The 13,373-nt window shown below is 72.3% G+C and carries 10 protein-coding genes, 1 tRNA gene and 1 pseudogene; 3 read left to right on the top strand and 9 right to left on the bottom strand.

Annotated features, from left to right (window positions below):
• Nucleotides 1–100: pseudogene (locus tag ACWCPY_RS39485) on the top strand (ParA family protein); the annotation flags it as partial.
• Nucleotides 101–119: 19 nt separating this feature from the next.
• Here ACWCPY_RS39485 and ACWCPY_RS39490 read toward each other — a convergent pair.
• Both ACWCPY_RS39490 and ACWCPY_RS39495 read right to left on the bottom strand, forming a co-directional pair.
• The gene (locus ACWCPY_RS39490) at nt 120–878 is read right to left on the bottom strand and encodes a TetR/AcrR family transcriptional regulator (protein WP_451273455.1); all 759 of its coding nucleotides are present in this window, start codon (nt 876–878) and stop codon (nt 120–122) included.
• Nucleotides 879–971: 93 nt separating this feature from the next.
• Entirely contained in the window at nt 972–2,501 is a 1,530-nt protein-coding gene (locus ACWCPY_RS39495) for an MFS transporter (RefSeq protein ID WP_451273457.1), read from the bottom strand.
• Nucleotides 2,502–2,639: 138 nt separating this feature from the next.
• Between ACWCPY_RS39495 and ACWCPY_RS39500 the strand changes: the two genes are divergently transcribed.
• Entirely contained in the window at nt 2,640–3,509 is an 870-nt protein-coding gene (locus ACWCPY_RS39500; RefSeq protein ID WP_451273459.1) for an endonuclease/exonuclease/phosphatase family protein, read from the top strand.
• Between the two features lie 3 nt (nt 3,510–3,512).
• On the opposite strand, the gene ACWCPY_RS39505 is transcribed toward ACWCPY_RS39500, so the two are convergent.
• The 7 genes from ACWCPY_RS39505 to ACWCPY_RS39535 form a co-directional block, all read right to left on the bottom strand.
• Nucleotides 3,513–5,657, bottom strand: coding sequence for an ArnT family glycosyltransferase (locus tag ACWCPY_RS39505; protein WP_451273461.1), 2,145 nt, complete (start codon nt 5,655–5,657; stop codon nt 3,513–3,515).
• Nucleotides 5,654–6,994, bottom strand: a complete 1,341-nt coding sequence (locus ACWCPY_RS39510; protein ID WP_451273463.1) for a glycosyltransferase — start codon at nt 6,992–6,994, stop codon at nt 5,654–5,656. Before ACWCPY_RS39510 ends, ACWCPY_RS39505 begins: the two co-directional genes overlap by 4 nt.
• Before the next feature lie 26 nt (nt 6,995–7,020).
• Complete coding sequence (locus ACWCPY_RS39515) at nt 7,021–8,583, bottom strand: sensor histidine kinase (protein ID WP_451273465.1); 1,563 nt, start codon at nt 8,581–8,583, stop codon at nt 7,021–7,023.
• Nucleotides 8,576–9,316 (bottom strand): response regulator transcription factor, encoded by a 741-nt coding sequence (locus tag ACWCPY_RS39520; RefSeq protein ID WP_451273467.1) that lies wholly within the window; start codon nt 9,314–9,316, stop codon nt 8,576–8,578. Before ACWCPY_RS39520 ends, ACWCPY_RS39515 begins: the two co-directional genes overlap by 8 nt.
• 83 nt (nt 9,317–9,399) lie before the next feature.
• Nucleotides 9,400–10,278, bottom strand: coding sequence for an amidohydrolase family protein (locus ACWCPY_RS39525; RefSeq protein WP_451273469.1), 879 nt, complete (start codon nt 10,276–10,278; stop codon nt 9,400–9,402).
• A 46-nt stretch (nt 10,279–10,324) separates the two neighbouring features.
• Nucleotides 10,325–11,209, bottom strand: a complete 885-nt coding sequence (locus ACWCPY_RS39530) for a DUF2797 domain-containing protein (RefSeq protein ID WP_451273471.1) — start codon at nt 11,207–11,209, stop codon at nt 10,325–10,327.
• An 81-nt stretch (nt 11,210–11,290) separates the two neighbouring features.
• Nucleotides 11,291–11,363: transfer RNA gene (locus ACWCPY_RS39535), tRNA-Arg, on the bottom strand.
• A 605-nt stretch (nt 11,364–11,968) separates the two neighbouring features.
• On the opposite strand from ACWCPY_RS39535, the gene ACWCPY_RS39540 reads away from it, so the two are divergent.
• The gene (locus ACWCPY_RS39540; RefSeq protein WP_451273473.1) at nt 11,969–13,369 is read left to right on the top strand and encodes a DUF7507 domain-containing protein; all 1,401 of its coding nucleotides are present in this window, start codon (nt 11,969–11,971) and stop codon (nt 13,367–13,369) included.
• Nucleotides 13,370–13,373: the final 4 nt, after the last annotated feature.

The following is a 13,373-nucleotide window of genomic DNA, read 5'->3' on the forward strand; positions in this document are numbered from 1 at the left end:
GCGCGTCATGGTGGTGGCCAATCAGAAGGGCGGAGTGGGCAAGACGACCACGACGGTCAATCTTGCTGCCTCGCTCGCGCTTCATGGCGCACGGGGCCTCGACGGCCCCGCACCGCCCCTCAGCGGTCCCGCATCGCCTCGATGCCCGCGATCAGCAGATCCAGGGCGAAGGTGAAGTCCCGGTCGCGCATCTCCTCGACCGTGTCGCCGCCGCGGGCGTCCATCAGGTCCTGCGAGGACTCCACGATCTCCTTGAGCTGCGGCTGGCTCCGGATGGTGCCCAGCGCCTGCTGGAAGAACTCGTCCTGGCTGACACCCGACTCCGCGCTGCGCTGTACGAAGTGGGCTTCGATGGTGCCGAATCCGTACACGAACTGGAAGACCGCGGAAAGCGCCCCCGTCTGCTGGTGCAGCGGCAGCCCCGTCGCCCGGACCACGTCCTGCATGGCGTGCGAGAACAGCATCGAGTAGGGGCCCATGTTGAGGAAGTGGCCGGCCAGCGGCGACACCCAGCGATGCCGGACCAGCAATTCCCGGTAGGAGATGGCCAGTTCGCGCAGCCGGTGGTGCCAGTGCGCGTCCTCGCGAGGGGGCGCGATCTCTTTGTAGACCGAGTCGAGGGCCAGCTCCAGCAGATCGTCCTTGGTGTCCACGTACCAGTAGAGGGACATCGCCGTGACGTCCAGTTCGGCGGCGAGCCGGCGCATGGAGAACTTGACGAGGCCCTCGGCGTCCAGCAGCCGGACGGAGGCCGCGGTGATCCTGTCCCGGTCGAGACCCGCCGGCTGGTCCGTCCTGCGCGTGCGCGACGGTGTCCTGCGGTCCAGCCACACGCTGGTCCTGGCGGGGTTCTTCACACGGTCGGCCGCGGACACCATGGCACTCTCTCCTCGTCTTGCCGGCGGGACGGACCGGATGCGTACCCGCGCGCACGAAGCGACGCGTACGGTCCGGTGCGCCCCGCCTCGATGCTATGCCGCTGCCGGTGTCCCGGCCGAGTCGGCCGGAGCGGATTCCGCCCGCTCCGCACGGCGCAGAAGCACCGCCGCCAGCAATCCGCCGACCAGCACCGCGACCGCCCCGAAGAGCTGGCTGGTCTCCAGCCCGGAGGCGAAGGCGTCCGTGATCCGTGCCCGCTCGCCGGCGTCGGTGGCCGAGGCGAGCGCGACGGGCAGCGACGCCGCCCCGACGGCCGTCGGCACCAGGGCCGCGAACCGCGAGTTGAGCACCGCGCCGAGGACGGCGACCCCCAGGCCGTTGCCGAATTCGGCGAGCGTGCCGTTGACCCCGGCACCCACGCCCGCCTTCGCTGGCGGGATGGCGCTCATGATCGCGTTGGCCATGGCGGGCATGGCGAGCGCGATGCCCGCGCCCATCACGACGAGGCCGAGCAGCATGCCGCCGTAACCGTCGCCGCCGAGCAGCGCGATCGCGGCGAGCCCCGCCGCCAGCAGGCTCATCCCGGCCGCGATGGTGACCGGTGTGCCCAGCTTGGGCACCAGCCTGGCGCCCAGTCCGGTGAGGTTGAGCGCGACGACGCTCAGCGCCAGCGGAGCCGTGCGCAGACCGGCCTCCAGCGGCCCGTAGCCGAGGACGAACTGGAGCTGCTGGGTGAGCAGGAAGAGCGAGCCGCCCATCCCGAAGGCGACCAGGATCGCGCCCGCGACCGCCCCGACGAACTTCTGGTTCCGGAAGAAGTGCATGTCCAGCATCGGGTACGGGATGCGCAGCTCCCACAGCACGAATCCGGTGAGGACGGCGACCCCGACGAAGGCGGTCAGCAGCACCCGGCCCGACGCCCAGCCGTGCTCCGGGCCGGAGATGATCGCGTACACCACGGATGCCATGCCGATGGTGGAGAGCAGTGCGCCGAGCAGGTCGGGGCGTTCGCCGCCGGCGTTCTTGGACTCCGGGACGAGCCGGGCCACGGCGACCAGTCCGAGCACCGCGACCGGGATGTTGATCAGGAAGATCGCGCCCCACCAGAAGTGGTCGAGCATCACTCCGCCGATCAGCGGTCCGACGGCGAAGCCGAGCGAGCTGACGGTCGACCAGATGCCGATCGCCTTGACCCGCTCGGTCTCGTCGAAGATCTGCACGACGACGGCCAGGGTCGTGGTCATCAGCAGCGCACCGCCGATGCCCATGCCCGCGCGGGCGGCGATCAGCTGTACGGACGTCTGGGCCAGCCCGGCCACCAGCGAGCCGATGCCGAACAGGGCGAGTCCGGCGATCAGCATCTTCTTGCGGCCGTAACGGTCGGCGGAGCTGCCGGCCGTGAGCAGCAGACCCGACTGGACCAGCGAGTAGGCGTTGATCATCCACTGCACATCGGCGGTGGAGGCGTCCAGCTCCCGGGTGAGGGAGGGGATCGCGACGTTGAGGACGGTGTTGTCGAGCAGCACGGTGAGCTGGGCGAGACAGATGACGCCGAGGATCAGCCAGCGTTGCGGATGGCTCGGCGACGAGAGGTGGTTCTGCTCGGCGGCGGTCGCCGTCATACGGACTCCTGATCCCTTATACGGTGTACGAGCAATAGGCGTTGTACACCGTAAGGCAGATCCTGTACGGCGTACAACGCGTTTCCGCCTACCGCGCGGTACGGTGCTCGCCGCTGATCCGACAAGGGCTGGAGTGGTATGTCACTGCGTCGTCGTACGGTGGAAGTGCTCGTCGCGGCAGGACTGTTGGGGACCGCGCTCGCGCCTCCCGCAGCGGCCGCCGGGGAGGGGCAGGGGCGCGCGGTGCCGCTGCGGGTGGCCACGTACAACATCCATGCGGGCGCCGGCATGGACAATGTCTTCGATCTCGACCGGCAGGCCGCCGAACTCCGCTCGCTGGACGCCGATGTGATCGGGCTGCAGGAGGTCGACGTCCACTGGGGCACCCGCAGCGAGTGGCGCGACCTGGCGGGCGAGCTGGCCGAAAGGCTGGACATGCGGGTCTCGTTCGCCCCGGTCTACAGCCTCGACCCGCAGACCCCCGGTGCGCCGCGTCGCGAGTTCGGGGTCGCGGTGCTGTCCAGGTACCGCATCGTGAGCGCCGAGAACCACGAGATCACCCGGCTCTCCACCCAGGTCCCGAACCCCGTTCCGACCCCGGCGCCCGGCTTCGGCGAGGTGGTCGTGCGGGTGAAGGGGCTGCCCGTGCACGTCTATGTGACGCATCTGGACTACCGCGCCGACCCGTCCGTACGCAGCGCCCAGGTCGCCGACACCCGCCGGATCATGGCCGAGGACACGGAGCCGGGGGCGGGCCGCGGGCCGGTGCGGCAGATCCTGCTCGGCGACTTCAACGCGGCACCGTCCGCTCCCGAACTCGCGCCGCTGTGGCGGGAGCTGACGGATGCGGAGCCCGGCGGGCCCACCTTCCCGGCGCAGGATCCGGTGCAGCGGATCGACTACGTGGCGGTGTCGAAGGATTCCGTGCGGGTACGCGACGCGGCGGTGGCCGGGACACTCGCCTCGGACCACCGCCCGGTCGTCGCCGATCTGCTGCTGCGGCGCTGAGCCTCAGCCGCTCCGCTTCGGCCGGGTCAGGTCGTAGAAGGTGGCGCTGCCGGCCGTGACCTCCTCGAAGTTCTCCTGCACCCAGGAGGAGATCTGCGAGGAGGTGCCGTTGCCGCCGCCCCCGCCCGTGCCGCCCGCGATGAAGTAGTGGATCTTCCCGTCCTCGACGTACCGCTCGAACCGGGCGAGCGTCGGGGACGGGTCGCTGCCGTTGAAGCCGCCGATCGCCATCACCGGTTCTCCGGTGGCGAGTTGGTAGCTCGCGGCGTTCTGGGATCCGATGGCGGCGGCGGCCCAGGTGTAGTCCCCGGCGTTCTCCTCCAGGAGCTTCCTGGCCTCGGCGCCGACGGACGCGCCGTTGAGCAGCCCGCCCATGCCGCCGCCTCGCTGCTCGCCGCCGCCCCCGAAGCCCTCGCCCGTGCCGGGCATGGCGCCGGGCTGCCGGCCGTTCTGCGAGGTGCCGGGCCGGCCCGGCATCTGGCCCTGACCGGGCGGGGTGCCGGTCGGAGGCTGTCCCATGCCGCCACCCTGCTGATTGCCCTGGCCCGGGAAGCGCGTCCCGCCGCCGGGACCACCGCGTCCGCCGCCCATGCCACCGGGGCCACCCATGCCACCGCCCGACGGGCCGGCCGTCACGATCGAGCCCTGGTGCCCGGTGCTCAGCGTGCTCGCGGCGTACGCGGACGGCCCGGCCAGCGACGCGGCGAGGCCCAGTCCCACGGCGAGGAGCGCGAAGCGGCGCCCCAGCCGGGACACGAGCAGCAGGCCCAGCGCACCGGCGAGTCCGGCGACCGGCACGGCCGTGCGCAGCCACGGCAGGTAGTCCGGGGTCCGCCCCAGCAGCACGTACGCCCAGTACGCCGTCACGGCGACCGTGACGCCGAGCGTGGCACCCGCCCACCAGCGGGACCGCTCCTCCCACAGGACCGTGGCGCCCATGCCGATCAGCGCCGCGACGTAGGGGGCCAGGGCCACCGTGTAGTACTGGTGGAAGATGCCGGCCATGAAGCTGAACACCGCCGCGGTCATCAGCAGCGAGCCGCCCCAGGCGAGGAAGGCCGCCCGGGCCGTGTCCGTCCGCTTCGCCCGCCAGGTCAGCCGGACGCCCGCGGCCAGCAGGATCAGCGCGGCGGGCAGCAGCCAGGAGATCTGGCCGCCGATCTCGGAGTTGAACATCCGGCCGATGCCGGTCTCGCCCCACTGGCCGCCGGAGCCGCCGCCCGGCCCGCCTCCGCCGCCGACGCTGCCGGTCTCGTCGCCGTTGATCCGGCCGAGCCCGTTGTAGCCGAAGGTCAGCTCCAGGAAGGAGTTGTTCTGCGAGCCGCCGATGTACGGGCGCGACGAGGCGGGCCACAGTTCGACGATCGCGACCCACCAGCCGCCCGCGACGACCGTCACGAGGCCCGAGAGCGCGAGCTGGGCGAGCCGCTTGCGTACGGGGACCGGCGCGAACACCGCGTACAGCACGGCCAGCGGCGGCAGGATCAGGAACGCCTGGAGGGTCTTGGCCAGGAAGGCGAACCCGACCGCGACCCCCGCCCACACCAGCCACTTGGTGCGGCCGTGCTCCATCGCGCGCAGCACGCAGTAGACGGTGACGGTCATCAGCAGTGCCAGCAGCGCGTCCGGGTTGTTGAAGCGGAACATCAGCGCGGCCACCGGGGTGAGTGCGAACACCACCATGGCGATCAGCCCGGCCACGGCGTTGAACCGGCGGCGTACGCCCGCGTACAGCACCCCGGCCGTGGCCACCCCCATCAGCACCTGCGGGGCCAGGATCGCCCAGGAGTCGAGGCCGAGGACCCGTACCGACAGGGCCATCGGCCAGAGGGCGGCCGGGGGCTTGTCGACGGTGATGGCGTTGCCCGCGTCCAGCGAGCCGAAGAAGAAGGCCTTCCAGCTCCGGCTGCCCGCCTGGGCGGCGGCGGAGTAGAAGGAGTTGGCGTATCCGGAGGCGCTGAGATTCCACAGGTACGCGGCCCCGATGACCAGCAGCAGAACGAGGAAGGCCGGCCGCGCCCAGCGCGGGTCCTCGGGCCTGCCCCGCCACACGCGGTGCGTCAGGGACCTGTCCGGGCGCCCGTGGGCCGGTGCGGTGGACGGCGCCCCCGGCGGGGCCGGGAGGTGGTCGGGATGCAGCGTGGTCATCGGGCGTTCCCCAGTTCGTGGTGGGTGTCGTCGGCGTGCCCGGCCGACGGAGCGGCGGAGTCGGCCCCGGGTGCCGCGGGGCCCGGGTCCTGGCGTTCCGGGAAGACCCAGGCGCGGAAGAGCAGGAAGCGCAGCACCGTCGCCGCGAGGTTGGCCGCGATCAGCACGGCGAGTTCCGTGGAGTGCGAGGGCGATCCGGAGGCCGCCCCCAGCGCCGCCAGCGAACCGCTGGTCAGCGCGAGACCGATGGCGAAGACCACCAGGCCCTGCGCCTGGTGGCGTACGGCCCCGCCCCGGCCGCGTACGCCGAAGGTGAGCCTCCGGTTGGCCGCCGTATTGGCGACGGCCGACACCAGCAGCGCGCCGCCGTTGGCGAGTTGCGGGCCGACGCCCAGCCGGAACAGTGAGTACAGGGCGAGGTAGCAGAGCGTGGACAGGGCGCCGACGACGCAGAACCCGACGAGCTGCCGGGCCAGTCCGCCCGGCACCCCGCTCAGCGCCCGGTCGCGCGGATCGTCCCCGAAGGGCCGGGCCAGCCGGTCCAGCGGCAGCGCGCCGACCGCCAGCGCCCGCCCCACCCGCCACACGCCTTTCAGGTCCTCGGTCGCCGTCCGCACGATGTGGACGGTGGAGTCGGGGTCGTCCACCCAGTCGACCGGCACCTCGTGGATGCGCAGCCCGGCGCGTTCGGCGAGCACCAGCAACTCGGTGTCGAAGAACCACCCCGAGTCCTCCACCATCGGCAGCAGCCGCTCCGCGACATCGCGCCGGATGGCCTTGAACCCGCACTGCGCGTCGCTGAAGCGCGCGGCCAGCGACGAGCGGAGGATGAGGTTGTAGGCGCGCGAGATGAACTCCCGCTTCGATCCGCGCACCACCCGCGAGCTGCGGGACAGCCGGGAGCCGATGGCCAGGTCGGAGTGGCCCGAGATGAGCGGCGCGACCAGCGGCAGCAGCGCGTTGAGGTCGGTGGACAGGTCGACGTCCATGTAGGCCAGCACCGGGGCGTCGGAGCCCGACCAGACGGTACGCAGCGCCCGCCCCCGGCCCTTCTCCTCCAGCCGGTACGACCGCACCCGGGGCAGCCGGGCCGCGAGCCGGGCCGCCACCTGCGGTGTCCGGTCGGTGCTGGCGTTGTCCGCGACGGTGATCCGGAAGGCGTACGGGAAGGTGCGCGTCAGATGGTCGTGCAGGCGCAGCACACAGGGTTCGAGGTCCTTCTCCTCGTTGTAAACGGGTACCACCACATCGAGTACGGGCTCACCTGCCGCGTCGGCCCCTGCGGCGAGGAGGTGGTCCCGGGCCGGCAGGGTGCTCCATGGAGTGTCGGTTCGCATGGGAACGACACTCGCCATCCCCGCTGTCACGCCGATGTGCTGAGCCTGTCCCCATGCTGTGAGTACGGCGCGGCCGGGTGAAGGGCGGGCAGGCGGACGGCGAACACCGTGCGCCCCGGCACCGATTCGACCTCGACCCGGCCGCCGTGCGCGGCGACGACGGCCTGCACGATGGCGAGCCCGAGCCCGGTGGAGCCCGCGCTGCGGGAGCGCGAGGCGTCACCCCGCGCGAACCGCTCGAAGACGTGCGGCAGCAGCTCGGGCGGAATGCCGGGCCCGTCGTCCGCGACCTCCAGCACCACCCACGGCATGCCGGCCGCGGACCGCACCCGGACGGTGACGGTCGTCCCCGGCGGGGTGTGGGTACGGGCGTTCGCCAGCAGATTGACCAGCACCTGATGGAGCCGGGTCGGATCGCCGCGCACGGTCGCGGGCTCGTCCGGCAGTTCCAGGCGCCAGTGGTGGCCGCTCCGCCCGGCGGCGCGGGCATCGCTCACCGCGTCGACGACGACCGGGGAGAGGTCGGTGTTCTCCAGGCCGAGCGGGCGTCCGGCGTCCAGCCGGGCGAGCAGCAGCAGATCCTCCACCATGCCCGTCATCCGCTCCGCCTCGGACTCGATCCGCCCCAGGGCGTGCCGGGTGTCGGGACCGGTCTCCTCGTGGCCGCGCCGGGTCAGTTCGGCGTATCCGCGGATCGAGGCGAGCGGGGTGCGCAGCTCGTGGCTGGCGTCCGCGACGAACTGCCGTACCCGCGTCTCGCTCCCCTGCCGCGCCTCCAGTGCCGAACCGACGTGGCCCAGCATCCGGTTGAGCGCCGCGCCCACCTGGCCGACCTCGGTCCGCGGATCGGCCTGGGCCTGCGGGACCCGCTCCAGGGGGGCCACCTCGCCGCTGTGCAGCGGGAGTTCGGAGACCAGGGTCGCGGTCGCGGCCACCCGGCGCAGCGGGCGCAGCGCGACGCCGACGATGGCGGCGCCCGCGAGCCCGGCCGCGATCAGGCCGGCGCCGGTGACACAGACCTCGACGACGATCAGGGTGGTGAGCGCGGAGCCCACCTCGGCGGCGGGGATGCCGACGAGGACGGTCGTCCCGTGCGGGTCCGTGACCGCCTCCACCCGGCTGGAGCCGAGCCCGGGCAGATCGACGGTGCGCGGGTCCTCCCCGACGGAGAGCCCGGCGGCCTCCAGCGCCCTGCTCTGGGCCGCGGTCATCGGCTGCCCGACGTCCTCGGCCCCGTCCCCCGGCGTGGTGGTGGTCTCCACGACGACGCGCGAGTCGGTGACCGCGCCCTCCGTCACCACGGCCCCGAAGGCGCCGACGGGCAGCCCACGCGCGTCCACGAAGGCCAGCGGGTCGAGGCTCCGCGGGACACCGCCGCCGGGCATCGGTCCCCCGCCGGGCGGCTTCGCGGCCCGTACGGCGATGGCGGCCAACTGGTCGTCGAGCTTGCCGTACATGTAGCTGTGGAAGGCGATGGTGGTGACCGTCCCGATGACCGCGGCGACGACGGCGATCAGCGTGACCGCCGAGACCACCAGCCGGGTCCGCAGCGTCCACGGCCCCCGCCACCGGCGGGGGCGCCTACTCACCGGGCTTGATGAGGTATCCCGCCCCGCGCCGGGTGTGGATCATCGACGACCGTCCCGCGTCGATCTTCTTGCGCAGGTACGAGATGTACAGCTCGACGACGTTCGCCTGCCCGCCGAAGTCGTAGTTCCAGACCCGGTCGAGGATCTGCGCCTTGCTCAGCACCCGCCGCGGATTGCGCATCAGGAAGCGCAGCAGCTCGAACTCGGTCGCGGTGAGATGGATGGACGTCCCGCCCCGGCTCACCTCGTGGCTGTCCTCGTCGAGGACCAGATCACCGACGACGAGCGTCGACTCGCTGCGCACGGCCGCCGTGCCGGACCGCCTGATCAGCCCGCGCAGCCGCGCCACGACCTCCTCCAGGCTGAACGGCTTGGTCACGTAGTCGTCGCCGCCCGCCGTGAGACCGGCGATCCGGTCCTCCACCGCGTCGCGCGCGGTCAGGAAGAGGACGGGGACCTCGGAGAGCTCCCGCCGCAGCCTGCCGAGCACGGCGAACCCGTCCGTGTCGGGCAGCATCACGTCGAGGATCACCGCGTCGGGCCGGAAGTCTCGCGCCATCCGCACGGCCCCGGCACCGTCCCCGGCGCTGCGCACCTCCCAGCCCTCGTAACGCAGCGCCATGGACAGCAACTCCGCGAGCGGGGCCTCGTCGTCCACCACCAGCACACGGACGGGGGTGCGGTCCGCCCTCAGCAGTTCGGTACGCCCCTGGGGCGAGGTCGTCGTCGTCATGCCGCAACCCTGTGCGGCTCCCGTGAAAGCGCCCTTACCCGAATCTGTGAATTCCCTGAGAAAGCAGCAGCTCCGCCGGACCGTCAGCCGACCTCGAACAAGGCGCCCGCGTTCTCGTAACAGACCGCCCGCAGCCAGTCGTCGCCGAGCTCCAGCCTTTCCAGCGCGTGCAGTTGGTGCGCGTAGGGATACGGGATGTTCGGGAAGTCGGTGCCCAGCAGGATCCGGTCCCCGAGCGCGGCGAGCCGCCCCCGCCCGGCGGGCGGGAACGGGGCGAAGTCCTCCGTGAAGTCCGTGAACGCCATCGTCGTGTCGAGCCGCACCCGGGGGTACGCCTCCGCCAGCGCCAGGAACTCCGCGTACTCCGGCATCCCCATGTGCGCCACGATCAACGGCAGCCGAGGATGCCGGGCGAGCAGCCGGCCGACCGGCTCGGGGCCGGTGTGCTTGCCGGGCGCCGGCCCCGAGCCGCAGTGCATCACCACCGGGATCCCGGCCTCCGCGAGCAGCCCCCAGACCGGCTCCAGAAGCGGGTCGTTGGCGTCGTACGCGCCGACCTGGAGATGCGACTTGAAGACCCGCGCCCCCGCCTCGACGGCCTCGCGCACATACCGCTCCACGCCCTCCTCCGGAAAGAAGGTCGCGGTGTGCAGGCAGTCCGGCACCCGGCGCGCGAAGTCGGCCGCCCAGCCGTTCAGCCAGGCGGCCATCCCCGCCTTGTGCGGGTAGAGCATCGAGGTGAACCGGCGCACCCCGAACGAACGGAGCAGCGCCAGCCGTTCGTCCTCGCCGTGGCGGTACTCGATCGGCCACTCCATCCCGGTCAGCGGCCCCGCCGAGTCGAAGTACGCCCAGACCTTGGCCAGCACCCGCTCCGGCATGAAGTGCGTATGGACATCGATGATCCCGGGCAGCCCCAGCCGCTCCCGGAACCGCACGACGTCATCGGCGTCACCACTCATCCCACGCCCCTCTCACCGTTCTCACCGCCCCGCCGGTCCGACGATCTCAGAACAGCCCGTCCTGCACGCCACCGCCCCCGATGCCGGCCACCGGCACCCCCACCCCGTCCCGCGCGTCCGCCGCCGCCAGTTCCCACCCGGTCATCAGCCGGGTGTCCAGCACCACGACCCCGTCCCCCGTCGCCAGATGCAGATCGGGCCCGGCCGCCGCCACCAGCCGCCCCGCGACCGCACCCCCGGCCACCAACTCGGTCACCGCCCACGCCACCTCGACCGCGCCGTCGAGCCCGAACAGCCCGGCGTGATCGACGGCCTCGAACGGCAGCCGCTCCAGCGACTCCGGCCACCCGGCCCCCTCCAGCGCCGCGGCCCGCCCGTAGAGCTCCGCCACCTCGGCACCACGCTCCGCCGCCCCTGGCAGCGCCCCGCGAACGGCCCGCTTCCTCGCGTACGGAATCCGGTCCGGCACCCCGAGCGCCGAGCGCAGCAGCTCCTCGGTCCGCCGGCAGGCCATCAACGGCCCCCGCCCCAGCCAGCTGAACACCACGGCCCCCTGCTCCCGCAGCCGCGCCGCCCTCCGCTCCTCGGCGGTGATCCCGACCTTCACCATCCCCGGCCCGAACCAGGCCAGATACACGCGGTACGTCCTCGGGTCGTCGGCGATCGTGTCGGCGGCCACCGAATGCGCCCGGTCCAGCCGCGCACACTCCGGACATCGCGCGCCCGTGCTCCGCCCCGACACCACGGCCCCCACCGGGCACACGTTCCCGCGCGCCCCGACGCAGTGCCGCTCCCCCTCGGCCCGGAACCCGAACTCCGTCCCGTACGCCTGCGCGCTCCCCCGCACGGCCCCGCCCCGCCGCCAGCCCAGCACGGGCGGCCCCTGCGCGTCGGGCCACCGCAGCCCGGTGCACTGCCATCCCATTCCCATGGTCGAACTCCCGGATTCCGATGCCGAGGAAGGAACAGCAAGAGGCCCCCGGGATTTCTCCCGGGGGCCTCTCATCTGCTGTGCACTCGGCAGGATTCGAACCTGCAACCTTCTGATCCGTAGTCAGATGCTCTATCCGTTAAGCTACGAGTGCTTGTGCTTCCCGGTTTTTTTCTCCCCGGTCGGCGTTGCGAGAACAACATTACATGACCTGCGCCGTAGCGCGAAATCCATTAGCCAGACCTGCTCCGACCTGCGAAAACACCATGATCGGCGGTTGCGCAGGAGTCTCGCGGCACCCTTGCGGGGCAGCCGGCGGACGGAGCGGGTCCGCATGCGGCCGAGGCCCCTCGCCACAGCACCCGGGTCCCGGGACACGCGCCAGCGGCCCTCGCCCCCACGGACGTTCACGCGGTCGCCGCCGCTGCGCCGGGGCGTCAACTCCGATGGTGACCGATTCACCCCGAGCAGGGGTGGGCTCAAGCGCACAGCAGAGGCTTCCGGCCATGACGGGTCGGGCGGGAGGGGCCCAGGGGGCGTGTGCGACGGGAGCGAGGTCGGGGGCGACCGTGCGGCGGGAGCCGTCCGGGGGCGGGGTCCGCAAACCTGCCGCGCGGGGTTGACCGAACCGCCCCGTCCATCGCTTTACGCGATCACGCGGATGCATTGCGCTACTGGGTGTCCCGGCTCCGCCGCGGCGCGCGGTTGCGCGGCCCGACGGCGGTGCGTTCCAGCAGCGTCGACCTGAGGGGAAGAACCTTGTCCACACCTCCTGCTCCGCTCCGGGTTGCCCTGGCCAACGGCAGCTTCGAACAGCCCGCCGTCACCGATGTGGAGATCCTGCCGGACTCCTCCCGGACGCAGGCGCCCAAGCGGGTCCCGGGCTGGCTCACCACCGCCTCCGACCACATGATCGAGCTGTGGCACTCGGGCTTCAACGGAGTACCGGCAGCCGAAGGCGCCCAGTTCGCCGAGCTCAACGCCAATCAGGTCTCCACGCTCTACCAGGACCTGCCCACCACACCCGGTACGAAGCTGTACTGGCGGCTGTACCACCGCGGCCGCCAGGGGGACGACACCATGGCGCTGGACATCGGCGCGCCGGGCGCCGCGGTGCAGCAGAGACGCTTCACCGACGGCAACACCGCCTGGGGCCACTACACCGGCACCTACACCGTCCCGGCGGGCCAGACGCTGACGCGCTTCGCCTTCCGCTCCGTCTCCGCCGCCGGCGGCAACCAGAGCATCGGGAACTTCCTGGACGGCATCTTCTTCGGCACCGCCCCCTACGTGGTGCTCACCAAGACCGCCGCTCCCACGGGTCCGCTGGAGGTGGGCGACGTCATCACCTACCGCGTCAACGCCAGGAACGAGGGCGGCGGCGCGGCCGAGAACCTCGTCCTGACCGACGTCGTCCCGCAGGGCACGACGTATCTGCCCGGTTCCCTGCGCATCGTCGACGGCCCGAACGCCGGCGTGAAGACCGACGCGCGGGACGACGACCAGGCGTACTACGACGCCGGGGCCGGCAAGGTCGTCTTCAGGCTCGGCAACACCACCACCACCGCCGGGGAAGGCGGCAGCCTGCCCAACACCGAGACCCTCCCGGCGGGGACCACGGCCGAATACCGGGTCACCATCGACCGGGCCGCCGGCGGCAAGCAGATCAGGAACACCGCCACCGCGTCCTACGAGAACCGGCTCGGCGAGACCCCGGAGCCACTGACGTCCACCTCCAACGAGCAGGTCACACAGGTCAACCCGGCCGCCGACCTGAGCGTGGTCAAGGCGGCCGACGCGACCACCGTCACCGTCGGCCAGACCGTGACCTACCGCGTCACCGTCCACAACGCCGGACCGAACCGGGCCACCGGCGTCACCGTCACCGACCGGCTCCCGGACGGTCTCGCCTTCCTGTCCGCCGACGGCCCCGGAAGCTACGACCCGGCCACCGGACGGTGGACCGTGGGCGCCCTGGCCGACGGCGCCGGAGCCACCCTCGTACTGCGGGCCAAGGCCACCGAAGCCGGCCCGGTCGACAACACCGCCACCGCCACCGGCAACGAAAAGGATCCCGACACCACCGACAACGCCGACACCGTCACCGTCTGCGTCGAGCCGGCGCCCTCCTGCTGCGACCCCTGCGCCGGGCGGAAGTAGCCGG

The sequence above is a fragment of the Streptomyces sp. NPDC002403 genome (assembly GCF_053593015.1).